The sequence below is a fragment of the Paludicola sp. MB14-C6 genome (assembly GCF_030908625.1).
Taxonomy (GTDB): domain Bacteria; phylum Bacillota; class Clostridia; order Oscillospirales; family Ruminococcaceae; genus Paludihabitans.
In genome coordinates this window covers 692,911-719,138 of record NZ_CP133133.1, presented here as the reverse complement: position 1 = coordinate 719,138, position 26,228 = coordinate 692,911, and the positions used below count along the sequence as shown (strand labels likewise).

General features: G+C 36.5%; 15 protein-coding genes, 4 tRNA genes and 3 rRNA genes. 21 read left to right on the top strand and 1 reads right to left on the bottom strand.

Features of this window, described 5'->3' with window-relative positions; translation table 11 throughout:
* The first annotated feature begins 149 nt into the window (after positions 1–149).
* The 9 genes from RBG61_RS03395 (at position 150) to RBG61_RS03355 (ending at position 8,004) form a co-directional block, all read left to right on the top strand.
* Positions 150–1,004: a C39 family peptidase gene (locus tag RBG61_RS03395; protein WP_307945761.1), complete on the top strand. Its 855-nt coding sequence runs from the start codon at positions 150–152 to the stop codon at positions 1,002–1,004.
* A gap of 6 nt (positions 1,005–1,010) precedes the next feature.
* Entirely contained in the window at positions 1,011–1,721 is a 711-nt protein-coding gene (locus tag RBG61_RS03390; protein WP_307945758.1) for a hypothetical protein, read from the top strand.
* Between the two features lie 727 nt (positions 1,722–2,448).
* Positions 2,449–3,965 (top strand): 16S ribosomal RNA (locus tag RBG61_RS03385).
* Positions 3,966–4,202: 237 nt separating this feature from the next.
* Positions 4,203–4,278 (top strand) — tRNA-Ala (locus RBG61_RS03380).
* A 70-nt stretch (positions 4,279–4,348) separates the two neighbouring features.
* A tRNA-Ile gene (locus RBG61_RS03375) sits at positions 4,349–4,425 on the top strand.
* A gap of 256 nt (positions 4,426–4,681) precedes the next feature.
* Positions 4,682–7,521: ribosomal RNA gene (locus tag RBG61_RS03370) — 23S ribosomal RNA — on the top strand.
* 73 nt (positions 7,522–7,594) lie between these two features.
* A 5S ribosomal RNA gene (rrf, locus tag RBG61_RS03365) occupies positions 7,595–7,711 on the top strand.
* Together the 16S, 23S and 5S rRNA genes with 4 tRNA genes alongside form the textbook arrangement of a ribosomal RNA operon.
* Before the next feature lie 83 nt (positions 7,712–7,794).
* Positions 7,795–7,870: transfer RNA gene (locus RBG61_RS03360), tRNA-Lys, on the top strand.
* A 58-nt stretch (positions 7,871–7,928) separates the two neighbouring features.
* Positions 7,929–8,004, top strand: a tRNA-Asn gene (locus RBG61_RS03355).
* Positions 8,005–8,716: 712 nt separating this feature from the next.
* Here the strand turns inward: RBG61_RS03355 and RBG61_RS03350 are convergent.
* Positions 8,717–9,952, bottom strand: coding sequence for a DNA polymerase Y family protein (locus RBG61_RS03350; RefSeq protein WP_307945755.1), 1,236 nt, complete (start codon positions 9,950–9,952; stop codon positions 8,717–8,719).
* A 150-nt stretch (positions 9,953–10,102) separates the two neighbouring features.
* Here RBG61_RS03350 and RBG61_RS03345 point away from each other — a divergent pair, with 150 nt between their 5' ends.
* From RBG61_RS03345 to RBG61_RS03290, 12 genes are all read left to right on the top strand, one after another.
* Positions 10,103–10,492, top strand: coding sequence for a helix-turn-helix domain-containing protein (locus RBG61_RS03345; protein WP_307945753.1), 390 nt, complete (start codon positions 10,103–10,105; stop codon positions 10,490–10,492).
* A gap of 29 nt (positions 10,493–10,521) precedes the next feature.
* Positions 10,522–11,028, top strand: coding sequence for an ImmA/IrrE family metallo-endopeptidase (locus RBG61_RS03340; RefSeq protein WP_307945751.1), 507 nt, complete (start codon positions 10,522–10,524; stop codon positions 11,026–11,028).
* Between the two features lie 220 nt (positions 11,029–11,248).
* Positions 11,249–13,882 carry a hypothetical protein gene (locus tag RBG61_RS03335; RefSeq protein ID WP_307945749.1) on the top strand — a complete coding sequence of 878 codons (2,634 nt, stop codon included), beginning with the start codon at positions 11,249–11,251 and terminating at the stop codon, positions 13,880–13,882.
* Positions 13,882–16,482, top strand: a complete 2,601-nt coding sequence (locus RBG61_RS03330) for a hypothetical protein (protein ID WP_307945746.1) — start codon at positions 13,882–13,884, stop codon at positions 16,480–16,482. Before RBG61_RS03335 ends, RBG61_RS03330 begins: the two co-directional genes overlap by 1 nt.
* Before the next feature lie 73 nt (positions 16,483–16,555).
* Complete coding sequence (locus RBG61_RS03325) at positions 16,556–17,296, top strand: hypothetical protein (protein ID WP_307945745.1); 741 nt, start codon at positions 16,556–16,558, stop codon at positions 17,294–17,296.
* Between the two features lie 189 nt (positions 17,297–17,485).
* Positions 17,486–18,946: a type I restriction-modification system subunit M gene (locus RBG61_RS03320; RefSeq protein WP_307945744.1), complete on the top strand. Its 1,461-nt coding sequence runs from the start codon at positions 17,486–17,488 to the stop codon at positions 18,944–18,946.
* Entirely contained in the window at positions 18,946–19,557 is a 612-nt protein-coding gene (locus RBG61_RS03315; RefSeq protein ID WP_307945741.1) for a hypothetical protein, read from the top strand. Before RBG61_RS03320 ends, RBG61_RS03315 begins: the two co-directional genes overlap by 1 nt.
* A gap of 5 nt (positions 19,558–19,562) precedes the next feature.
* Positions 19,563–20,726, top strand: a complete 1,164-nt coding sequence (locus RBG61_RS03310) for a restriction endonuclease subunit S (protein ID WP_307945740.1) — start codon at positions 19,563–19,565, stop codon at positions 20,724–20,726.
* A gap of 175 nt (positions 20,727–20,901) precedes the next feature.
* Positions 20,902–21,462: a hypothetical protein gene (locus tag RBG61_RS03305; RefSeq protein WP_307945738.1), complete on the top strand. Its 561-nt coding sequence runs from the start codon at positions 20,902–20,904 to the stop codon at positions 21,460–21,462.
* 27 nt (positions 21,463–21,489) lie between these two features.
* Positions 21,490–24,834 carry a DEAD/DEAH box helicase family protein gene (locus RBG61_RS03300; RefSeq protein ID WP_307945736.1) on the top strand — a complete coding sequence of 1,115 codons (3,345 nt, stop codon included), beginning with the start codon at positions 21,490–21,492 and terminating at the stop codon, positions 24,832–24,834.
* 20 nt (positions 24,835–24,854) lie between these two features.
* On the top strand, positions 24,855–25,442 hold the full coding sequence (locus RBG61_RS03295) for a hypothetical protein (protein ID WP_307945734.1): 588 nt from the start codon (positions 24,855–24,857) through the stop codon (positions 25,440–25,442).
* Positions 25,443–25,558: 116 nt separating this feature from the next.
* Entirely contained in the window at positions 25,559–25,792 is a 234-nt protein-coding gene (locus tag RBG61_RS03290) for a hypothetical protein (RefSeq protein ID WP_307945731.1), read from the top strand.
* The last annotated feature ends 436 nt before the right edge of the window (positions 25,793–26,228 follow it).

Here is a 26,228-nt window from a genome sequence, read left to right as displayed (position 1 = left end):
TTTCCATTTTGTCACCAGTAAATACTTGACATTTTTGATATATATATATAATATGGGTATTAAGAGAAGTTGGTTTGGAGTCCTCTTAATAATCATTCGTCTGAAACATTGGATACGAATACGTATCGGTAAAAGTAAGGAGAATTATTATGAAAAAGGTTAACAAAAGGATTTCGGCTTTAGTCAGTTTAATGTTAGTGGTAACAATGTTATTTGGAACGAGTAGCGTGTGGGCGAAAGGCAATAATAACATTACCACACTTGAGGGATTACGTGAATATTTGGTTCAATTATATCCTTCGCAAGAGAATGTCGATATAATCGATAAATACGTAAATATATTTTCCAATGATAGTATGTTTTTAAAAGAATACAGTGAATCTCCTAATACAGCCTTAGAAAATGTTAAATCAGTAATAATGGATGAATTGTCACCTCAAATAATGCCAAGTTGGTATGAGGGAGGTATATACGGTACTAATACACCGTTGATACAACAAAGCACATCGTATTATTGTGGTGTAGCTTCAGCATTACAAGTAATATCTTCATATGGGGAAGAAGGAGGAATTGCTGGATCATCTTATGATGACAAACAAGTAAATTTAGCAAAAGATATGGGCGGGGTCGGAACTAATGGAGCAATTGTATATCAAGTGCGGAATGCCATTAACTTATATGTTGGATATCGTGAAACTTATAAAGACTTGGACTGTACTAATATTGAAATTGACAGTTTGGAGTTAAAAATTATTCAGTCATTAAGAGTAGACGCTCCTGTCATTCTGCATTCAATACCTAAATATCTGACATCATACTATCCGTCATCTGCAGATACAGGTCACTATATTGTTGTAAAAGCATATAATCCTAATACACATATGGTGTTACTATCAGATTGCAACTACAATAATCAGTATTATGGAGAATTCCTTGTTCCATTGCAGCAAGTATATAATAGTGTTCACAGTGAAAGAGGTAGGCATATTATTTATGGGGGATAAATTAAAATGAGAAAATATATTTTATTTTACGTAATGATATTATTAATGGGTATATTTACAGCTTGCTCAAGTTCTATATCAAAAAACAAAATAGATATTAGTGAAAGTGAATCATGTAATTCAAGCTCACAAAAACTAAATAGTTCGTCTGAACAAGGCTCATCAAAGATTATGAAAGAAAAATATGAAGACTTAAGCCTGACAATGAAAGTAGATAGTGAATCAGATACAGTTAGCCTTGGTGCCTTGCAAGCGATTTACGGACGCGTTAAGGGTATAAGTATGATAAGACCAAAAGGCTTTCAATTCGAAAACATTAAAGAAGTTCCATTTGAAAAGCTAAATTGGTATTTTCGCAGTGCTGCATATGAATATCCATTTTACGAGAAAATTTTAGAGGAAAATGTTCGACTTCAAGCAGGACCCCTTTATTTAAACTATGAGCAAGTGATGATGATTATAAAAAATGAATTTGAAGTAGAGGATTTTCCTTTTTCAGTCGCAAATAAAGAGAATCTAAAAGTTGATATTTCTCCAGGTCCGGAGGCAAATTGCAAATTTATAAAAACGATTATCAAAGGTGAATCTGTAGTTGTTCAATCGGATGTAAATGACATGATTAATGATGACGACCCTAGTCATTTTGTAAAAATGGAATATACTTTTAAGTTGCGTGAAGATGACACTATCATCCCGATTAGTGGAAGGAGAATTTGAATTAAATAGTTGTTCAGCAGCCAAGCTAAGTATAGGCATAGCTTGGCTGCTTTATTCGCCCCATTTCCCCCATATATAATGAAGCGTAATCGAAAACAAGACTTCTCCACAAATTTCCTTTCATAAAACGGTTGACAAAAGGGAATAGCTATGATAATATAGACAAGCTGTCTTTTGAGAAGGCAGTCAACAACTGAAAAGCTACTGGATTCAAGGTAAGACATTGGAGTTCTAGAAACATGGGGAACATGACAACGAGGAGCAAAGATAACCGAGAAAAAAGAAGAAAAAAGATGTTGACAAAAAGCTTCGCATATGATAGAATATAAAAGTTGTCAAAACGACCTACTAAAACGGAAACGAGTTAGAAAAACCTCGAAAATCAAGTAAAAAAATGCTTGACAAAAGAGAGCGGTTGTGATAAGATAATAAAGCTGCTCGAAAGAGTAGACACAACGAGCGAAAGCCGTTAAACACTGAAAAAACTTTAAAAAATAAAGAAAAAAAGTGCTTGACAAAAACGCTTGAGTGTGATAAAATAATTAAGCGTCAAACGACGGAAACGTTGTGAGACAAGCTGCTGAAAACAGCAGAGTGGATCTTGAAAATTAAACAATGTAAATTTAAAATGAATTAATCATACCCGATAAATTCAAAAAAACAGGAAAATACGACAGTAAGTAATGAACCAGATTATAAAGCTTGATTAAAAGCGTATAATACAATTTTAATTAAGAGTTTGATCCTGGCTCAGGACGAACGCTGGCGGCGCGCCTAACACATGCAAGTCGAACGAAGTATGAGGGAGCTTGCTCCCGAATACTTAGTGGCGGACGGGTGAGTAACGCGTGAGTAACCTGCCTTTCAGAGGGGGATAACAACCGGAAACGGTTGCTAATACCGCATAATATATTGAAACCGCATGGTTTTAATATCAAAGGAGCAATCCGCTGAAAGATGGACTCGCGTCCAATTAGCTAGTTGGTGAGGTAATGGCTCACCAAGGCGACGATTGGTAGCCGGACTGAGAGGTTGAACGGCCACATTGGGACTGAGACACGGCCCAGACTCCTACGGGAGGCAGCAGTGGGGAATATTGCACAATGGGGGAAACCCTGATGCAGCGACGCCGCGTGAGGGAAGAAGGTTTTCGGATTGTAAACCTCTGTCCTTGGTGAAGATAATGACGGTAACCAAGGAGGAAGCCACGGCTAACTACGTGCCAGCAGCCGCGGTAATACGTAGGTGGCAAGCGTTGTCCGGAATTACTGGGTGTAAAGGGAGCGTAGGCGGGGGTGCAAGTTGAATGTTAAATCTATGGGCTCAACCCATATTCGCGTTCAAAACTGCATTTCTTGAGTGAAGTAGAGGTAGGCGGAATTCCTAGTGTAGCGGTGAAATGCGTAAATATTAGGAGGAACACCAGTGGCGAAGGCGGCCTACTGGGCTTTAACTGACGCTGAGGCTCGAAAGCGTGGGTAGCAAACAGGATTAGATACCCTGGTAGTCCACGCTGTAAACGATGATTACTAGGTGTGGGGGGACTGACCCCTTCCGTGCCGCAGTTAACACAATAAGTAATCCACCTGGGGAGTACGACCGCAAGGTTGAAACTCAAAGGAATTGACGGGGGCCCGCACAAGCAGTGGAGTATGTGGTTTAATTCGAAGCAACGCGAAGAACCTTACCAGGTCTTGACATCCTAAGACCACTTAAGAGATTAAGTTTTCCCTTCGGGGACTTAGTGACAGGTGGTGCATGGTTGTCGTCAGCTCGTGTCGTGAGATGTTGGGTTAAGTCCCGCAACGAGCGCAACCCTTATTTTTAGTTGCTACATTCAGTTGAGCACTCTAGAGAGACTGCCGTTGACAAAACGGAGGAAGGTGGGGATGACGTCAAATCATCATGCCCCTTATGACCTGGGCTACACACGTACTACAATGGCTATTAACAAAGGGAAGCGAAGCCGCGAGGTGGAGCAAATCCCCAAAAATAGTCTCAGTTCGGATTGTAGGCTGAAACTCGCCTATATGAAGTCGGAATTGCTAGTAATCGTAGATCAGCATGCTACGGTGAATACGTTCCCGGGCCTTGTACACACCGCCCGTCACACCATGAGAGTTGGCAACACCCGAAGTCGATAGTCTAACCGCAAGGAGGACGTCGCCGAAGGTGGGGTTAATGATTGGGGTGAAGTCGTAACAAGGTAGCCGTATCGGAAGGTGCGGCTGGATCACCTCCTTTCTATGGAGTCAGACGTTACAGTAATGTAATGGATTGAGTGTGAGCATAAACACACAAAGAAAAAAGATGCACGATAAATTTCTTACAAGTCGTCCTGATTTACATTGTTTAATTTTGAGGATCCACTATTAAGAGAAATCTAAATAGTATCTTCAAAAAATGGGAATAGCGGTAAAGAACCAAATCCTGAAGCGCATAGCAAAAGTAAATTTGCAAACAAATTAACTTTGAATATGTGGGGGTGTAGCTCAGCTGGGAGAGCACCTGCCTTGCACGCAGGGGGTCAGGAGTTCGATCCTCCTCATCTCCACCAGTAATCGAAAGATTACAACTAAGGGATAAGGAAGAAACCGAACAAACCAGAGCCGAGATTCTAATAAGACGGGCTAATAGCTCAGCTGGTTAGAGCACACGACTGATAATCGTGAGGTCGGTGGTTCGAGTCCACTTTAGCCCACCAGTAATTCAACATTCAAGAATCTTAGATTTGCGAAACGAGAATTACAAAAATAGCAGAAACTGAGACGCGATATTGCGTTCGCAGGCACTGCGATGGTATCTTGAAAACTGAACAATGAAAGTAAGAATGCGAAATAAATTAAAATATTTTATGCGACTAATAAAGTGAAGAACTAATTAGGGTAAAAAATACTACAAATAATATTTTTGCGTTGTGAACTTAGAATAATCATTATGAATTTAATTATATAATTCGAGGTTAAGCTACAAAGGGCGCAGGGCGGATGCCTTGGCATTAGGAGCCGATGAAGGACGTGGCAAGCTACGAAAAGTTACGGGGAGTCGCAAGCAGACATTGATCCGTAAATATCCGAATGGAGCAATCCACGTGAGGTAATGCTCACGTATCATATACTGAATACATAGGTATATGAGGGGAACCACCTGAACTGAAACATCTAAGTAGGGTGAGGAAGAGAAATCAAAAGAGATTCCGCAAGTAGTGGCGAGCGAACGCGGAACAGGCCAAACCTAAGGTAGAAATACCGTAGGGGTTGCGGACTGCATTTAGCATTGACGAAGTTTAGTTGAAGTGTATGGGAAGGCACACCAAAGAAAGTGAGAGTCTTGTAAACGAAAAACAGAGTCAGCGAGCAGTATCCAGAGTACCGCGGGACACGAGAAATCCCGTGGGAAGCCGGGGGGACCACCCTCCAAGCCTAAACACTACCTAATGACCGATAGCGAAGAGTACTGTGAAGGAAAGGTGAAAAGCACCCCGGGAGGGGAGTGAAATAGAACCTGAAACCCTGTGCCTACAAGCACATAGAGCCCGTCAACGGGTGATATGGTACCTATTGTAGAATGGTCCGGCGAGTTATATTATGCAGCAAGGTTAAGCACTTAAGGTGTGGAGCCGCAGGGAAGCCGAGTCTGAATAGGGCGAAATAGTTGCATGATATAGACCCGAAACCGAGTGACCTATCCATGTCCAGGCTGAAGTGGGAGTAAAATCTCATGGAGGGCCGAACCGACCTCCGTTGAAAAGGCGGCGGATGAGGTGTGGATAGCGGAGAAATTCCAATCGAACTCGGATATAGCTGGTTCTCCTCGAAATAGCTTTAGGGCTAGCGTTATGTTAGATTACCGGAGGTAAAGCACTGAATGGGCTAGGGGCCGAGAGGTTACCGAACCCTATCAAACTCTGAATGCCGGATAATTGATGCATAGCAGTCAGACTGTGTGAGATAAGTTTCATAGTCAAAAGGGAAAGAGCCCAGACCCACAGCTAAGGTCCCAAATTACATTTAAGTGGAAAAGGATGTGGAACTGCTAAAACAACCAGGATGTTGGCTTAGAAGCAGCCATTCATTCAAAGAGTGCGTAATAGCTCACTGGTCGAGTGGTTCTGCGCCGAAAATTTAACGGGGCTAAAATGTAAACCGAAGCTTGGGATTTGTCGTAAGACAAGTGGTAGAGGAGCGTCGTATAAGGGGAGAAGTCGCAGCGAAAGCGGCGGTGGACTTTATACGAGTGAGAATGCCGGAATGAGTAGCGAGAATTATGTGAGAATCATAATGGCCGAAAGCCTAAGGTTTTAGGAGGAAGGTTCGTCCGCTCCTAGTAAGCCGGGAGCTAAGGTGAGGCCGAGAGGCGTAGCCGATGCACATACGGTTGAAATTCCGTAGCCTCCAAAAGATTTAAACAAAGGGACACTTTCAAAGCGCTTGAGCCGGGCGATGGTAGACCCGGTCGTAAGGGACCGAAAATTAGTAGGGAAGCAAGCGTAGAGGAAGGCGAGAAAAGCTTTGTGTATATCTTCGGAGCCCGTACCGCAAACCGACACAGGTAGGTAGGAAGAAAATTCTAAGGCCAACGGGAGAAGGGTTGTTAAGGAACTCGGCAAGTTGACCCCGTAACTTAGGGAGAAGGGGTGCTCTTGGAAACAAGAGCCGCAGAGAATAGGCCCAGGCGACTGTTTAGCAAAAACACAGGTCTCTGCTAAATCGAAAGATGACGTATAGGGGCTGACACCTGCCCGGTGCCGGAAGGTTAAGAGGAGGAGTGAGAGCTCTGAATTGAAGCCCCGGTAAACGGCGGCCGTAACTATAACGGTCCTAAGGTAGCGAAATTCCTTGTCAGGTAAGTTCTGACCCGCACGAATGGTGTAACGATCTGGGCACTGTCTCAACAACCCGCCCGGCGAAATTGTAGTACCGGTGAAGATGCCGGTTACCCGCGACTAGACGGAAAGACCCCATGGAGCTTTACTGTAGCTTAATATTGGATTTCGGTATATGATGTATAGGATAGGTGGGAGACTAGGAAACCAAGGCGTCAGCTTTGGCGGAGTCACTGTTGGAATACCACTCTTCATGTGCTGAAATTCTAACCTGCGCCCGTGAATCCGGGTGGGGGACATTGTTAGGTGGGCAGTTTGACTGGGGCGGTCGCCTCCAAAAGAGTAACGGAGGCGCTCAAAGGTTCGCTCAGCACGGACGGAAACCGTGCTTTTGAGTGTAAACGCATAAGCGAGCCTAACTGCGAGAATGACGGTTCGAGCAGTAACGAAAGTTGGAGTTAGTGATCCGGCGGTATGTGAGTGGAAATGCCGTCGCTCAACGGATAAAAGCTACCCTGGGGATAACAGGCTGATCTCCCCCAAGAGTCCACATCGACGGGGAGGTTTGGCACCTCGATGTCGGCTCATCGCATCCTGGGGCTGTATTCGGTCCCAAGGGTTTGGCTGTTCGCCAATTAAAGCGGTACGCGAGCTGGGTTCAGAACGTCGTGAGACAGTTCGGTCCCTATCTGTCGTGGGCGTAGGATATTTGAAAGGAGCTGTCCCTAGTACGAGAGGACCGGGATGGACGCACCTCTGGTGCACCAGTTGTCAGGCCTACTGGCACAGCTGGGCAGCTATGTGCGGAACGGATAAACGCTGAAGGCATCTAAGCGTGAAGCCGCCCTTAAGATAAGATATCCCACTGAGTTAATCAGGTAAGACCCCTTGTAGACTACGAGGTTGATAGGCTCAAAGTGTAAGTGCAGTGATGTATTTAGCTAGCGAGTACTAATCGGTCGAGGGCTTAACCTCAAATCATGATGGTTTAAGTTCATGAAAATCTTACAATCATTGTTTAGTTTTGAAGATATCAAATTCTTCAATAGACGGTGCTGATAGCGATGAGGATCCACCTGTTCCCATACCGAACACAGAAGTTAAGCTCATCTACGTCGAAAATACTTGGCTGGCGACGGCCTGGGAAGATAGATAAGTGCCGTCACAATAATGAATAGTGATTAGCAGCTTTGCCTGCTGATCGCTGTTTATTACTTTAAAAGTAAACTGTTGAAGCTGTGCTCAGATGCACCAATAGCTCAGCTGGTAGAGCAACTGACTCTTAATCAGTAGGTCCAGGGTTCGAGCCCCTGTTGGTGTACCAAACTTGTTTTGTTGTTCTATTTTAACTTCAGAATACATATATATTTTTTAAAACACATTCCTCTTTAGCTCAGTTGGTAGAGCATGCGGCTGTTAACCGCAGGGTCGTTGGTTCGAGTCCAACAAGGGGAGCCACTAAAACAATCCACTAAATTCACTCAAATAGAGTGGATTTAGTGCATTGCTCTATATAATTTAGTTTCAAGACATAATAATTATTGGAGCTTCCTTGCACCAAACGATTTCCACGTTGTGTACAGTATGATATTAAACTGCTTTATATGCAGTATATCTTCTTTGGAGAGGTTCGCATCAATGCGTCCACTATCTCACGACAGGCTTTTTCACTCCCGGCTTCAAATATGACGGCGTTTAACCGTTTTCAGCTTCACAGATTCACAAAGTATTCACCAATAACCTACGGTCTGTTATTGTATAAGTTGAAACGAATATTTAAGTTGCCTCTTAAATATTTGTCTTGACTTATAACTACTTGTCAAGATACTCGGAATGCGATTTATTTTAAATGTCTTTTGGCATTTAAAAACAAAAAAATCAAGCTCCTAGATGCACTCAAACACTCTAGAAGCTTGACAAGTTGTATAAAACTGTGCTAAAATAAGCAACAGAAGTTTACTCTCATAAGTCTCTAAGATGATGATGCATCTTAAGGCGTAAGCACTGCGATTGTTTGCAGCATTCGTAGTGCTTTGGGAGTTTATTTAACTACCCTTTATGACATCCTACCATATTGTGGTCAGAATTGCAAGAGGGAAAACAATAAAATTTAACAGCACAGCATTTTGTTGTGCTGTTTTTTGCGTTTTATAGGCAATTACAAAGTAGCTCACCGATACATACTACTCGGCATCATGGCAGGAGTCCTGTCTCTGGCCACTTTCATGTCCATCAAGAGCGTTGCAACAGTAACAGCAGATTTCCCATATCGGTTACGAATACCATCAACAGCTCTATCAATTTTTTCTCCGTTGATGTGTTTTTTAGAGCTAAAAAAGAATCCGTATTGCTGAGGGCAGTCATCCGATACAAGGTTGATTGCCCTTATTGTTACTGCTCGGACATTGTAGTTCCAATTGTAGTTTTGTTTGAATAACTTAATTGCAGCTTGGGCTAGCTCTAAAAAGTTTTGCGTGTAACATGGCAGCGGAGCTTGAAACTGTTTTACATATAGGTTTTCATCTTTTACACTAATCTGAACACCACTTGCTGCAAGATGATTATCTCTTAATCGCTTTCCTACATCCTCAGCTAATTCTAAGAATATCTGCCATACCTCATCTTCATTTTCTAAGTCTGCATTACAAGTAATACCATGCCCTACACTTTTAATGGGTGCACGATAGTCGGTATGCATAACTCTAGAGACATCTAACCCGTTAGCAGCAATCCATAAGTCATATCCATTCTTGCCAAGTACAAATTTCAAGAACTCTGGATCAGATTGTGCTAAATCACCTAACGTATTGATACCATACTTCTTTAATTTCAAAGTGGTAGATCTACCTACAAATATCATTTCACAGGCAGGTAACCCCCATATCTTTTCTTTAAAAGAATCTTTCTCAATAACAGTAACAGCATCAGGCTTTTTCATATCACTACCAAGCTTAGCAAATATCTTGTTAAATGACACACCTACTGAGACTGTTAAACCTAATTCAGATTTAACAGTTTCTTTTATTTGATATGCAATATCGTACCCACTACCGAATAACATAGTACTTCCTGTTACATCAAGCCAACATTCATCTATTCCGTATGGCTCTATCATATCAGTATAGCGATAATATATTTCTCGTACTTTTCTAGAGTAATAAAGATATTCAGAATAGTGTGGTGGCACAATTGTCAAGTCTGGGCACTTCTGTTTAGCTTGCCATATTACTTCGCCTGTTTTAACTCCATAACTCTTTGCTAATTCATTCTTAGCTAATACAATACCATGCCTATCCTCTTGTGAGCCACAGACAGCAACAGCTTTCCCTTTTAGTTCAGGGTTTAGCATACACTCAATAGATGCATAACAGTTGTTAAGATCGGCGTGAAGAATAATTCTTTCCATTGGAACACTCCTTGACAAATTAAACGAACACAAGTATAATAATAACGAACACAAATTCATATTATAGTGTATTATGAATTATACACGAATATTCGTTCGTTGTCAATATAAAAGACGACTTATATTTCACAGCAAGGAGTCATAACAATAATGTTTTCAGAAAAACTAAAACAGTTAAGAAAGAGTGCTAAAATGTCACAACCCGAACTAGCAAAAGCATTGGGTGTGACTACTAGAACAGTACAATACTATGAAGCAGGAGAGCGTTATCCTCAAACTGCTCAAATAACAAATAAGATATGTGAGATATTCCAAGTATCTAATACATACTTAATGTCAGAACAAGATGAGTTTATTAAAGAAGCTACTGAGAAATACGGCACCAACGGCAAGAATAAAGCCAATGCAATCATAGCTGAAACTAGCGGTTTGTTCGCAGGTGGCGAGCTAGATGAAGAAGATAGAGACTTATTCTTCAAAGCAATCACAGATATCTATTTTCAATCAAAAGAGCGTGCTAAAAAATACGCAAGTAAATAAGATTACTTTTATAGGAAGAGGGTGAACGAGTGAGCCAATATATAACTGATATCGTAGATCAACTGATAAAGCAATATAAGACAAGAGATCCGTTTGAGTTAACTGAAGCATTGAATATATTCGTTGGATATCGTCCATTCAATAGTCTTAAAGGGTTCTATTGTGTGATGAATCGAGAACGTCATATCATCTTAAATGATAACTTATCAGAACAAGAACAGCGTCTCGTTATCGCTCATGAGTTAGGCCACGATAGGCTTCACCAAACCTTTGCTAAAGTATCTCCTATGAAAGATTTTCAGCTATACGATATGACTTCCAAACCTGAGTATCAAGCGAACTACTTCGCAGCAGAGCTACTCATTGATGATAACGATGTCATTAGCCTAGCGGAAGAAGGTATGGACTACAATAACATTGCACAACTCTTAGAAGTACCAAATGATTTACTTTCGTTTAAACTCCACTCGCTCAACCAGAAAGGTCACAAATTTAATATACCTAAGAATATATCCAGTAGATTTTTAGGAAAATAAATAAACTCACTCTCAAGTAACAGAGAGTGAGTTTTGCTATGTCCAATAATAGCTTGTAAGTACTAATATAATACAAAATGAACCTATAAATATGGAAATGTATATTGTATGCAAATGGATAATGTTGTATAATGGCGAAGAGGGTAATTTTATATACCCAACTTGAAGCGAAACTTAATAGTATAATATTGAATATTGTGATAAAAAGGGGTTAATGGAAATGAGTAGAACAATAGAGATTATCAAAGGTGAAGAATTTAAAATTAAACAAACTGAAGTTAATGCAAATGACTTCTTTTTCCCTGTATATGAACAAGCCAGGGATCGTTTGATAGAAATTGTAAACGCTTCCTTACCTCAAAACATCAGTTCTAATTCAAGTTCAAATGATAAAAAAGAAGATTTTTTAAATAATATTATTGCGTTTTGTGGAGAAAGAGGACAAGGTAAAAGTTCTGCCATGCAGACATTCTCAAAAGTTTTAAAGGAGTATTCAACAAACCTAACAAGTGAGAGTGTGAATAACCTATTTACTCCCGATAAGAAGCCAAATGCAAAATTCCATGTTTTAGATTCGATCGATCCTACTAGATTAGAATCACAAGATAATATTCTTAAAATTATTGTTTCTCGTATTTTTGCTGAGTTTAAAAAATATTGGAAAGCAGCTGAACGTGAAAAGTCATCCATTGCAGATAAAAATGAAATACTAACTCTATTTCAAAAGTGTTACAAACATATTATAACTATTAAAAATCCATCTCTGCCAAAGTGTGAAGACATATCATTCGAGGATTCTTTAGAGGATTTAGCAAGATTAGGAGATAGTTCTAACTTTAAAAAAGACCTTCAAAAACTAATAGAAACATTTTTTAAGATTTATTTTTCTGAAAATGGATATAAAAATTACATGCTTGTTATCCAAGTCGATGATACGGATTTAAATGTAAAAAAGGCGTATGAAATTGTTGAGGATATCCGAAAATACTTTATGATTCCGAATGTTATTATTTTGATGGCAACTAAAATTGACCAATTAACGAAAGCAGTCGAACAACAATATAGAGTTGATTTTAAAACACTAATTGATAATGATAGAATTCAAAAATATGAACTGCAACAAATGGCTTCGAAATATATTGATAAGTTAATCCCTGATGGCAGAAAAATTTACCTACCAGAAATTAGTGCTGTTGCAGATTCCTCTGAAGAACAGGTTGTTCTTAAATATCTTGATAGTAAGGAATCCAAAGTCAATCTATTAGGCGATAACCACGACATCAATTTTCAAGATACAATACTAAAATATATATACAAAAAAACTGGAGTTATTTTTGTAAGACCAGATCAAGGAGTACATCAAATTATTCCGAAAACAATGCGTGAGCTTGTTAACTTTCTGTCTATTCTAGGTAAAATGGAAGATATTAAAGATCAAACAAGTACAAAAGAATTCATTGGGACAGATGGTAATGTAACTACAGAAAATATAATTATTATTGATAAAGAAACAAGACTGAAAAACATATCAACTTTTGAAGAATTTTTAATAAACACGTGGGTAAGGAACAATGTAGATGATGGATACAATAAATTTATAGATAACGTAATTGCAACCCCGAACATTAATAAACATAGACAAGTTATTACAGATTTTTACGATGTAATTGAAAAATCAGATGTCTACTCATTAAAAAAATGTAGCAAAGAAAATGAGGATGGATATCAAAATTACTTATCTGGCATAGCACAAGAAAAGAAAAGTTATGTGAGAGACAATGCTTTGCTTTATTCAATTAGTGATGTCATTGATACATTGAAAAATATTGAATCCTATTATCCTATTGATAGCGTCAAAAAATATACTTTTGCTATTAAAACTATATACACAATCACTATGCATAAAATCATTTTATCTCTAATTAATAAAGATAACGACAAAGAAAATGAAAAGTATAGTTTAGTAGATGAGTTTATCGGCGGGGATATTTTTGGAAATAGCATTGCTGATAGCATGATACGTAAAGAAAATGGGGATAAATCAAGAACACATTTCGATAGGCTCAAAGATACGTATTATAGTTATTGTAGTACAAATGGGTTGAATAAGACAACACAACCATTTAAAGATTTTATTTACAAAGGATTTACTTCACCAGATTTTGATTACTATATTTATGATGAAAAAAACCGATTTTCACAAATTACGTTTAATGTATCAGTATATTTTATCAAGAAAATACGTAGTGACATTTCTTTTGGTCTATTTATTCTGAATATGGATGTTATCCAAGCAATCATTGATTATAAACAAAAATATAAAAGTCCAAAAGAAGCATCGTATTTCTCAGATCATATAAGTTACTTCTACGAAAAAACTTCTGAATGGATTTCTAAATATTTTAAATTAGAAAACTCTAATACATACAGTTTATTAGTTAATGCAAAAACAATCATAGAAGAAGCAGATACTCATATTGACAAATATAGTAGTTATTTTAATGCTTTGTTTGAATGCTCTAAAGATAAAACAGAAAGTATTAAAAAGCTGAATGATATTAAAAGGATTTTAAAAATACGTCGTAATTATACGTATGGAAGAAGATCAAATAACACTTTGGCGGATGATGTTAAATATTTTCTAGCACTAGTTAATGATATTGATGAAAAAATCTTTGAATATAATGATAATTGTATTCACATGTTAGAACAAGCTTTAACAGAGTTGAAGGAAAACGACTTTAACTCTATTAAAGCTATTAAAGACAAGGTAGTTGCTTGTATGGATGCATTTATACTTTCATTAAAAATGAAAGATACACCATCTAGTGATAATGACAACGGTGTAGAATAATGGAGATTCAAAGAAAATGTCTTGATACTATATTTCGTCGTCTCTCTGCTGAAACATTGTTTCAAAGCATATTAGATGAAAAGCATTATCTTAAAGGCTCCAATGATTTTGCCTATGACAATATTTCTTTTTCTGTATTTCAAAAAGGTGCACAAAAAGTGTTTTTCAACTATTCGGAAGACGAAATACATAACATTTATGAGAGTCTCAAGACCGAATTAAAGCTTTTTGGTATTGAAAATAAAAAATCTGTATTTAATCTACTTCCACATTATACAGAACAAGTATTAACTACAGATGACAAATTCCCTATCTGTAAATATAGTGAGGTTTTAAATTGGAGAGAACTTTCTAATAAGTTAGGTCAAGACCTATTTACAACTTCTTATTTAGCTTATCGTGATTTAAAGCATAAAGAATCTACCTATGTTTTTTCTTGGAGGCCTGTTATTAAAACAGATAACCATCGACTCCATAAGATTTTAGATAAAGGTATGGCGGAGAATCATTATCATTTAGGTGGATCCACTCAAATATTTCCGTTATCTTGGATTAGTGCAATGAATCATTATGAAGTAATCCAAAAGATGAGTAGCAGTTTTGAAGAAGTGTTAGATTCTGATGTCCTAAACCAAGCTGAACCTTCCAATCATTATTGGAGCGTTCAGCTTAAACGTGCTGCAATTATTCGAGCTCATTTATTTGGTGTAATCAACAATATGCATGACTTTAATAAAGATAACATACTTTCCATATTAGAAGATCCACTATTCTCAGATTATTCAAATCATATTTCTGCATTACGATTTTCTTGTGGATACAAAACAGAAGAAAACGGCTATATTCTAGATTACTGCTTAAAAAATTCGCTTGATGAAAATAATTTTAATACAAACCGTTCTTTAGCAGGTGAACGTTATTTCTTATACCATTGCTTTCGTAAAATATATTCAGGAGAATTTACTGCTACTCAAAACAATCTGTTCTACTTATATCTATTAATTAAGGCACAGTTTAGAAGTGAACTCGTACAAGTAAATGATCATGTTGGATTTAAAAACTTTAGTAACTATCAAGATAGAAAAGGCTTTTTTGTTGAAGGATTAAAATGCTACGAAGAAGAAGTATATAATCTAGCTTTAAATGCCACTTTTGAAGATCAGAGTATCCGTTTGCTAGAAGCTCGTATTATGCCAAAAACTTCACCGAAGCAAATAAAGAAATCTATTAAATACATTGAAAATTCACAACAAAAGACTTTGTTATCGAGTAATCTGAAAGCCTCAATTTTTGACACAATAGATCCTCTACTTACGGATAGTTTTGCAGAAATTAAGGAAGAACCATATTTTTATGTATTACATTTCCCTAAAAAAGCGTTCCGTTTAGATAAAGATAAAACAGTAGAGAAATGCCGTAATTATAATCTTCGTAGAGATAACAAAAAGAGAGCATTAGCGATTGGCCAAGCCCTTGCTGACGATTATAATTTGCGTAAACGAATAAAAGGTATTGATGGCTGCTCTAACGAAATTGGTTGCCGCCCAGAAGTTCTTGCTAATGAAATACGATATCTTAGTAATTATAACCCGATCTCTTCCTATTCTTACTTTAAAGATGACAAGGTCGGAATGAATCTTCGTATTACCTTTCATGCAGGGGAGGACTTTCTCGATTTAGTAGATGGATTGCGTGCTATAGACGAAACAATTCTTTTTTTAAACTTAAAACGAGGTGACCGATTAGGCCATGCGCTTGCTTTAGGAATTAATGTTTCTGATTATTATAAAATAAAGCATTATAAAGTTATTCTTACAAAACAAGATTTATTAGATAATGTCGTGTGGATTATTTATAAATCACAAGAACTAAACATTACATTAGAGCCTAACTTACGTAATAACTTATGTAGTGTATTTGAAGAACTCGCAAATGAAATATACGGTAGCTTTGCTAAAAAAGAAGGGATTCAGTTAACAACTTATACCTATTGGAATTCGTGGAAGCTTCGTGGAGACCACCCTGAACTTTATCGAGGCGGCAAATACGAAAAAACTGATTTCTTTGATTTTGATTATACCGTTTATTGTAGTAACCCAATGATTAGCGATACCATTCGGCAGAATAAAGATGCTGCTTTATTGTATTATGCTTATCATTATGATTATAAAGTGAAACAAGAAGGGTTAGAAAAATACATTTATAAAGTTGAAACAACATTTATCAAAACAGTTGCAGAAATCCAACATAAAATGCAGTTTGAGATTGAAAAGCAAGGTATTGCAATTGAATGTAATCCGACGTCAAACTACTTAATTGGAACATTTAAACGTTTTGATAAACATCCAATTTTACAATTCCATAATAGTTTACTTGAATATGAACCTGAAAAGCTACATAACTCACCACAGCTATGCGTTTCAATCAACACCGATGACCAAGGCGTTTTTGATACCTATTTAGAGAACGAATACGCTGTTATGGCATCCGCTCTTGAAAAGATGGAAGATGAAGATGGAAATAAGAAATATTCTTCTGACCAAATCTATAAATGGATAGATGATGTAAGAAAAATGGGATTTGAACAGTCGTTTCAATAGTAAAGTCCGTTTTAATGGTCTAATATAATGATATACTTAAAGCATGATTTCATATTACAATAGGGGGAAAACTATGCAAAATAGATACGTTGGGGATGTTGGCGATTTTGGAAAATATGCTCTGTTGCGATACATAGCACAAACAGGTCTACGACTAGGGGTGAACTGGTACTTAGCACCCGATGAAAACCATAATGCTGATGGTAAGCATATTACATATTTATCTAAGAGTAATTATAAAGAGCTTGATTCTGAACTTTATGATGTGTTAAATGAAATATTAAAAAAGGGTACTAGAAATGTAACAAGTATTGAAAATTCTAATTTGATACCCGACAATACAATATTCTATAACGCCATATTGGATGTCAGCAATGAAGCTGATCATATAAAAAGACGGACACAAAGAGCTACGTGGCATCAAACTGCACTTAGTTGTTTGTATGATTCAGATGTAATTTTTTTAGACCCCGACAACGGTTTAGAAGTGCAAAGCGTATCTTTAACGGGGCAAAAGGGAAACAAATATATAGGGTTAGATGAATTAAAAGATTACTATAAAAGTGGTAAAAGCATTATTTTCTATAACCATAGAGAACGTAAGCCAGAAGAAGAGTATTTGAATAAATTCAGAGCATTAAAAAAAGATGCAGTATATAAAAATTCAACTTGGATGGGACTTAAGTTTGTTCGTGGTACCATACGAGATTATATTTTTGTACTACAACCGCAACATGCAGAAATGATTAAATTACAGCTTGAAAAAATATTAAATTCAAGTTGGTCTCAGCATTTTTTCAAACTAGAAGTATAGAACATAAAATATTATTATGTCATTTGTCCTACTACTTCAACTATGATATAATAACCTCTATGGTACCCAAAATCAAAGATTTTGACCAGAACGAGAACATTGTATCACGGGAACCTGTTTTCACATATGTGAAAACAGACTTTTTATGATATAATAGAACAATAAAAAATAAAACTTAGGGAGTAGAATATGTTAACTGGCGAAGTACGTAATAAAATAGATAAAATATGGACTGATATGTGGGCAGGAGGTGTAACTAACCCACTAACTGTAATTGAACAGCTTACTTATTTGATGTTCATTCGTTCTTTAGATGAGAAAGAACAAGAAAATATTAGCGCAAAAGCTTATGATGAGACTGTTGAACTGATTTTTCAACAGACAGAAGCTGGACAAGCTATGCGTTGGAGTAAATTCAAAAATCTTGATGCTAGAGAGATTTACGATATTATTGGAACAAAGGTATTTCCTTTTATTAAGAACATGAACGGTAAAAATAGATCTGCATTTTCACGTTATATGAAAGATGCAATGTTCCTAATCCCAACCCCACAAGTTTTGCAAAAGATTGTTACTGGTCTTGATGAGCTATATGAGCACGATTTAACTGGCCTTGATATGAAGGGCGATCTATACGAGTATATGCTTGGTAAACTTGCGTCTGCTGGCCAAAACGGTCAATTTAGAACACCAAAGCATATTCGTGAGATGATGGTTGAGTTGGTTGACCTTACTCCAGATGATAAGATTTGTGACCCTGCTTGTGGTACTGCGGGCTTTTTGATTTCCTCTGCTGAGCATATTCGAACACAATACGAAGCACAAATGACAGCTGCACAATGGGAGCATTTCGCTAGCGATATGTTCTCAGGCTTTGATACCGACCGCACAATGCTTCGTATTTCGGCAATGAACTTAATGCTTCATTCTATAACTAACCCTACCATTGATTATAAAGACAGCGTTTCCAAATCAAACGAAACCAAAGAGGCATACAGCGTTATATTAGCAAACCCACCGTTTACTGGCACTGTAGATGCGGAAAGTATACATGATAATTTAAAAGCTGTGTGTGATACCAAAAAGACTGAGCTTTTATTCATTGCACTTTTTTTGCGCATGCTTAAAATGGGTGGACGTTGTGCTTGTATCGTTCCGGATGGTGTTTTATTCGGTACAACCAAAGCGCACAAATCGTTACGCCAAGAATTAGTTGAAAACCATAGACTACAAGCCGTAATTTCTATGCCGAGCGGTGTATTTAAGCCATATGCAGGGGTTTCTACTGCGGTATTAGTTTTCACAAAAACTGGAGCAGGCGGAACGGACAAAGTTTGGTTTTATGATATGAAAGCAGACGGATTCAGCTTAGACGATAAGCGTTCTCCAATTGAACAAAATGATATTCCTGATATTCTTACACGGTTTCATAACTTAGAAGCAGAGAAAGACAGAACGAAAACAGAGCAATCTTTCTTTGTGGATAAAAAAGAGATTGTAGAGAACGGATATGATTTATCGATTAACCGATATAAAGAAGTAATCTATGATAGAGTGACTTATGATGCACCAGAAGTAATTATGACACGTTTAGACGAGCTAAGCATTGATATTGCTTCCAAAATGGAGGAGTTAAGGAGTTTGTTGTAATGGCTAGACCGAAGAAATCAAAAACTGCATTAGAGATTGATTATGATAAACTAGCACAAGCAATTATAAAAGCGCAACAAAAGGCAAACACACAAGAAATAAAAGCAACAATTGTTCAAGCAATAGAGGAAGTAGAACAACGCAAAGAGGACAAAACAAGAGAAATAGAAAGAATTGAAGAAGATAATAAAAAAGAATTTGATAAGAATTATCCGTTTATTATTGTGCGATTTATAAAACGAATATCGATTAAAGTGAAATCAAAAAAATCTGATGGTTCATTTACCTCAACATGGATGGCGGCACTGCTTTCTTTCTTTTTCTTTTCAATCGCTATCATTTCAGCAATGCTTTTTATATATGCTTTGTATCTCGTCTATCTTTATGTTACAGGTATTAGCTGGACAATAACATCTATTCTACCAAATTCACTTGGTGTCTTTACTTTTATTGTGCTTCTTTTTTTTCTTTATGTCTTTGGAATATTTTCATATTGTACAGCAAAAGAGGTTGAAAACGAACGAGATAAAAACTATTTGTCTGCGGTCTTTTCTGGCATGATGGGATTCGTAGCAATTATTATTTCAATTATCGCGATAACGAAAGGATAAAATAAATGAGCAAATGGCAAATGGTTAGGTTGGGAGATATATGTAAAATTACCTCTGGAGGCACACCATCAAAAGCACATCCCGAGTACTATGAAAATGGTACTATTCCGTGGATTAAAACTGGCGATCTAAAAAATAAATATGTCAGTTATAATGTTGATAAAATAACTGAATCAGGTTTAAAAAACAGTTCCGCAAAAATGTTTCCTGAGGGCACACTACTTATTGCAATGTATGGAGCGACTATTGGTGCATGCTCTATACTATCTTTTGATGCGTGCACGAATCAAGCTTGTGCAGCATTTTTATCAATTAAGAATCTAGATGTTTCATTTTTATATTATTACTTACGGAGTCAAAAAGAAAATTTCATAAAATTGGGAGTCGGTGGTGCCCAACCCAATATATCTGCGACTATTTTAAAAGACTATACAATTCCCCTCCCGCCAATCGAAGTACAACAAAAGATTGCTAAAACATTAGATGCTGCAAGCGAATTGTTAGCAATGCGAAAACAACAGCTCCAAGAACTAGACAACCTGATTCAATCCACCTTTTATGATATGTTCGGGGATCCCGTAACGAATGAAAAAGGCTGGGAGGTTGGCACTATCAGAGATATTGTTTCTGAAGTTAAGTATGGTACAAGTAAGGCTGCAACAGAATTTGGACAATACAAATACCTTAGAATGAACAATATCACATATAGTGGATCTATGGATTATACAAATTTAAAGTATATTAATTTAGAAGAAAAAGAAGCAAAAAAATATCTTGTTGTCAAAGGAGATGTATTATTCAATCGAACGAATAGTAAAGAATTGGTTGGTAAGACAGCAGTATTTAAAGAAGATGAACCGATGGTAATTGCTGGATATCTAATTAAAATAAAGGTGAACGATAGAGCAAACAGTGAATTTTTGTCGGGGATTTTAAATTCTAAATATGGGAAAAACACTTTAACAGGGATGTGCAAAGCAATTATTGGACAAGCAAATATAAATGCTCAAGAACTTCAAAATATTAAAATTACACTCCCACCCCTTTCTCTACAAAACAAATTTGCTGAAATTGTAACGAAAATAGAAGAACAAAAAGAACTTGTACAAAAAGCAATTGATGAATCACAGTACTTATTTGATAGTTTGATGAGCGAATATTTTGAGTGAGATCTCTTTACACTCTCAGTCCAACAATAACACAAAGCGTTACTGTTGGACAGCTCCCCCAAGGGGGAGCCTATAAAAAGCCTCTCCTTTAGGAGAGGTGTCGACCTTAGTCGACGGAGAGGTTGACTAGTACCTACGACAACATGAAAAACAACTTATGTATGAGGTGAAAGTTATGATTGACTGGTTAAATGATAATCAAGGTTTTATAATGTGTCTACTCACATTAGTTTATGTCGTTGCAACTATTGTAATTGTACATTATAACAGAAAATCTATAAAAGAAATGAAAACCACAAGAGAAGCTGAAAGTAGACCATATGTTTTTGCTTATCTTCATAAAGACCCTAGAGATTTGAATTTCTATTTACATCTTAAAAACTATGGGAAAAGTGGTGCTAAAATAAATTCGTTAACGATCACTCCTTCACTTCAATTATGCGAAAATAAAAACTTATCAGAATATACTCAAAATATAATTCTAGCACCGAGTCAAAAACTATATTTTATTTTACTTGAGAAATCTGAAGAGACACAAAAATCCGATTATCATGTCTGCCTCAACTACTCACCTATCCATGATTCAAGTAAGAAATATCAAGAAGATTATGACCTTATAATCCAATATGCAGATTTAATGGGGTATACTGAACCTCAAAATTCTAAACTAAGTCCAGAAGGTAACGCTTTGAGAAACATAGCGTCAAATTTAGATTCTATAAGAAACAAGCTATAATCAATAAAACTTACATGAGGTGACAGAATGACTGCAAATTTTGATTTCTTAAAAGGAAAAGAAGAATATAGCTTATTCTCCCCAGCGGCAATGGAAGCAGAACATATTTTTGCAACGTCTCCCGCTATGGCTGCGGTTGCTTGCAGAAAAGCGTTGGAGCTTGCTGTGAAGTGGGTGTATTCTGCGGACAACACGATTGTTATGCCTTATAAAGATAATTTGCAAGCGTTGATTCATGAACCAAGTTTCCGTTTTGCACTTGATTCGAAAACTTGGGGTAAGCTCCCGTATATTATTAAGCTTGGAAACCTAGCTGTACATACCGAAAAAACAATCAGCAAAAGCGATGCTATGTTATCGCTTGCTGGCTTATTTGAATTTATAGAGTGGATTGACTATTGTTATGGACAAGCTTATCAAGAGCGCCAATTTGATGAAACGCTTATCCCATTAGAACAAGTAAAAGTTGATGAACAAAAGTTTCAAGAAAGCAAACAGTTTTTAGCCGAAAAAGAATCTCAAATCAAAGAACTGCTTGTAAAAATCGAGCAAATGAGCGGTCAATATACAGCTCAAAAAGACCAACATCAGCAAGAGCGTACGTTTACTGCGGATGATATTTCGGAATATGAAACAAGGAAAAAGTATATTGATGTTGACTTAAAACTACTTGGTTGGACATTCGGCGAAGAGATCAAAGAAGAAGTTGAAGTCAAGGGTATGCCAAATAGTCAAGAATTAGGCTATGTGGATTATGTGCTATATGGCAACGATAAGCTACCTCTTGCAATTGTTGAAGCAAAACGCACTTCCAAAGATCCCAAAGTTGGACTACATCAAGCAAAACTATATGCCGACTGTTTAGAAAATCAAACAGGTAGACGTCCAATCATTTTTGCGACCAATGGATTCGAAACCTACATATGGGATGATATGAATTCCCCACAACGAAAAGTAAGTAGCATTTTCTCAAAATCTGATTTAGAAAAACTAGTCAACCGAAGAACAGGACGCAAAAATCTAAACAGCATTGAAATTCAAGATAATATAACAGACCGATACTATCAAAAAGAAGCAATTCGTGCAGTATGCCATAACATAGAAACAGGACATAGAAAGTCGCTCTTAGTAATGGCAACAGGTACCGGTAAAACAAGAACAGCATCTAGCTTAACCGATGTATTATCAAGAGCTGGATATATTACAAATATTCTATTTCTAGCTGATCGAACTGCTTTAGTAACCCAAGCGAAGGACGATTTTAAGAACTATCTGCCTGATATGTCATTGTGTAATTTATTAACTAATAAAGATGATAAAAACGCTAGAATAGTATTTTCAACTTATCCAACCATGTTAAATGCGATTGATACTGCTAAAACAGAAGAAGGAAAGTGCTTGTTTACCCCTGCCCATTTTGATTTGATTATTATTGATGAAGCACATAGAAGTATCTTTAAAAAATACCGTGCTATCTTTGAATATTTTGATTCGTATTTAGTAGGATTAACTGCAACCCCTAAGACAGAAGTGGATCGTAATACCTATGACTTCTTTGAAATGGAAAGCGGTGTACCTACCTATGCCTATGATTACGATACAGCAGTTTATAAAGATAAAGTTCTTGTACCATATCACAATATCGAAGTCAAGACTAAGTTTCTAGATGAAGGAATTACATATGATGATCTATCTGACGAAGATAAAAAGCGTTATGAAGAAGACTTTACTGATGAAGATGGCAACATGCCCGAATATGTTGCTCCACCTGAAATAAACCAGTTTATTTTTAATCAAGATACTGTGGATTATGTGTTAGAGTACTTGATGGAGAAAGGTCATAAAGTGGCTGGTGGGGATCGAATTGGTAAGACAATTATCTTTGCAGCAAACAAGCGTCATGCAGATTTTATTGTAGAACGTTTTAATAAGCTATATCCACAATACCATGGAGAATATGCAAAGCGTATTGTGTGTGATGATAGCTATGCCCAAACTCTTATTACCGATTTCAAAATGCCAGATAAGGCACCACATATTGCTGTATCTGTTGATATGCTAGATACTGGTATTGATGTGCCTGAAATAGTGAATTTGGTGTTCTTTAAAAAAGTGCGTTCGAAAACAAAGTTCTGGCAGATGATTGGCCGTGGCACACGTTTATGTAAAGACTTATTTGGGCCAGATCAACATAAACAAAATTTCTATATTTTCGATTACCTTAGCAACTTTGAATTTTTTCGTCAAAACCCGCAAGGTATAGACTCTTCTGAAGGTAAAAGCTTGACTGAGATGCTGTTTGAAAAGAAAATCAAGCTCATCTTCCATCTACAACAATCAGCGTTTATTGAAGAGAAGTACCAAACTTTCCGTACTGGCTTGATTGATGATGTAGTAACTCAAATCAATGCACTAAATCCAGAACAATTCACAGTACGCATGAATCGTGAATATGTAGAGCAATATAGCACTAAAGAAGCATTTACATGCTTGTCAGAGATGGATAAAACCAATCTAATTTCTTATATTGCACCACTGGTATATTTAGATGAGACCGATGAGTATGCAAAACGATTCGATAATTTAATGTATGGGCTAATGATATCCCAAATTGAAGGATTGCCGCAGTTTGCAAAGGGAAAGCATCAATTAGTAAATATCGGAGTTAACTTGTCTAAAAAGATGACTATTCCGCAAGTAAAGCAACAAATTGAAATAATCAATACTATTCAAGCAGATGAGTTTTGGAAAAATACTGATATATTAAGCTTTGAATTGGTTCGAACCGCATTACGTGAACTAATAAAATTTATTATTGAAACAGATACGAAGCAAACCGTTTATACAAATTTATCCGATATCATAGTAGATATCAAAGAAGGGCAACCGATTGCTGCTCCTGATACATTCGAAGACTATAAACTAAAGGTAAATCGATATGTTGAACACCATAAAGACCATGTTGCTATCTTTAAGTTGAGAAATAACATCCCATTGACCGAGCTCGATTATGAGGATCTAGAAGGCGTTTTAACTGGCGAACTTGGATCAAAGAATGATTATAAGCGTGAATTTGGTGATACACCATTTGGGTTACTTATACGTAAGATTGCAAAACTCGAACGAGATGCAGCAATGAATGTGTTTTCTGAGTTTATCAATGATCAATCCTTAAACCAAAATCAAATTGTTTTTGTAAGAAAAGTAATCGACTATGTAGTAGAAAATGGTTATATCGAAAATATATCTGAATTAAGAAAGCCACCATTTGATAAACCCCAAAGTCTATTCACTTTGTTTGATCAAAACAAACAAAAGCGCATTATGGAATTAGTTGATGAAGTAAAAACAAATGCAGTGAAGATTGTGTAGGCCAATAGGAGGAATTTATCTTGTCTAGACAAACCTGTCCACGTTGTGGTTCCCGTAATACTGCAATTATTATATGGGGAGAACCAGTCTTTAGTAAAGAACTTGAGCAACAACTTAATAACAATGAGGTTGTTCTTGGCGGATGCTGTATTACCGAAGTGGATCCAACGCATCATTGCAACCAATGTAAAAAAGATTTTGGAGTTCCAACAACAATACTTGAAATGAAAACAAATGAAATCAATTTTAATGTTGGAGGATTCTTTAATGGATATAGCTCATTGTCTGGGATAAAAGATTTAGAAGTAGCTACTTTGACATATATGCCACCTTTTCATAAGAATGAAGAGGAAAAATTAAAGCTGAACATAACAGGAGAAGAGTGGAGCACTTTTGTTCATGATATCTATAGTTGTTATGTTGCAGACTGGGAAAATAGATACGATAACGAATTAATATTAGATGGTGTCCAATGGAGTTTAGATATAAAATATTTTGATGGAAACTCACTCAAAATTTACGGTTCAAATATGTTTTCCCCATATTGGGATAAACTTATGGTAGTCTATAAGAAGTATTTAAAAAAATACTTTCATATTCAAGCATAGTGTTATAGAAAGTATTAAACAATATATCACTATTTGGGTTAGAGATTCAACACGAAACGTTTATGTTGAAGTAAGTTAAATTGTAAGATTTTTAGTTTATTTTGATAGGAGAAATGATGGCTAATTTTAAAGATATTCGTACACTGGAATTCTATAAGAATAAAAATACATTTACAGGAAGTGCTAACGATTTCAATTATAGAATTTCTACTGACAGTGAAAATTTTAAAGTTGAGATTTGGAAAGGTTACTTATGTTATAATAAAAGTGAAATATTGAATCAAGAAGTATTTCCTTTAACAGAAGATGGATTTAAGCAAATACCATTATGGTTACAAGAACAAAATTAGAAATACTGACCTACATAACACAAAACTCCCTAGTTAAAAACTAGGGAGTAAAATATTTATAAAAGGTCTTGCAAACAAAACCATAATATGGTACAATCTAAATACGGGTAAGAAAATAAACCCCTATAGCACTACGATTGCGGGAACAACCGCAGTGCTTACGCCTAGAAGATGCTACAACATCTTGAAGACTTATAGGAGAAAACTTCTGTGTGTAATTCTAACACAGTGGTATAAAACTGTCAAGCTTTCAGTGTGTTTGAGCTCATCTGAAGGCTTGATTTCTTTTGTTTTAGAATGTCTTTTAGGCATTTTAAATATAAACCGTACCTTGACAAACAATAAGCCAAGACCAATATTTAAGCTCGACCTTAAATATTCGTGTCAACTTACTACTAAGGAATGACTAACCTTATAAAGCTTATTCATAGTGTCT

What these genes read in the sequence shown, in the direction of transcription:
- RBG61_RS03395 (WP_307945761.1), top strand. Translation starts at nt 150, where the DNA reads ATGAAAAAGGTTAACAAAAGGATTTCGGCTTTAGTCAGTTTAATGTTA.
- RBG61_RS03345 (WP_307945753.1), top strand. Translation starts at nt 10,103, where the DNA reads ATGTTTTCAGAAAAACTAAAACAGTTAAGAAAGAGTGCTAAAATGTCA.
- RBG61_RS03390 (WP_307945758.1), top strand. Translation starts at nt 1,011, where the DNA reads ATGAGAAAATATATTTTATTTTACGTAATGATATTATTAATGGGTATA.
- RBG61_RS03300 (WP_307945736.1), top strand. Translation starts at nt 21,490, where the DNA reads ATGACTGCAAATTTTGATTTCTTAAAAGGAAAAGAAGAATATAGCTTA.
- RBG61_RS03325 (WP_307945745.1), top strand. Translation starts at nt 16,556, where the DNA reads ATGCAAAATAGATACGTTGGGGATGTTGGCGATTTTGGAAAATATGCT.
- RBG61_RS03320 (WP_307945744.1), top strand. Translation starts at nt 17,486, where the DNA reads ATGTTAACTGGCGAAGTACGTAATAAAATAGATAAAATATGGACTGAT.
- RBG61_RS03335 (WP_307945749.1), top strand. Translation starts at nt 11,249, where the DNA reads ATGAGTAGAACAATAGAGATTATCAAAGGTGAAGAATTTAAAATTAAA.
- RBG61_RS03310 (WP_307945740.1), top strand. Translation starts at nt 19,563, where the DNA reads ATGAGCAAATGGCAAATGGTTAGGTTGGGAGATATATGTAAAATTACC.
- RBG61_RS03330 (WP_307945746.1), top strand. Translation starts at nt 13,882, where the DNA reads ATGGAGATTCAAAGAAAATGTCTTGATACTATATTTCGTCGTCTCTCT.
- RBG61_RS03315 (WP_307945741.1), top strand. Translation starts at nt 18,946, where the DNA reads ATGGCTAGACCGAAGAAATCAAAAACTGCATTAGAGATTGATTATGAT.
- RBG61_RS03290 (WP_307945731.1), top strand. Translation starts at nt 25,559, where the DNA reads ATGGCTAATTTTAAAGATATTCGTACACTGGAATTCTATAAGAATAAA.
- RBG61_RS03305 (WP_307945738.1), top strand. Translation starts at nt 20,902, where the DNA reads ATGATTGACTGGTTAAATGATAATCAAGGTTTTATAATGTGTCTACTC.
- RBG61_RS03350 (WP_307945755.1), bottom strand. Translation starts at nt 9,952, where the DNA reads ATGGAAAGAATTATTCTTCACGCCGATCTTAACAACTGTTATGCATCT.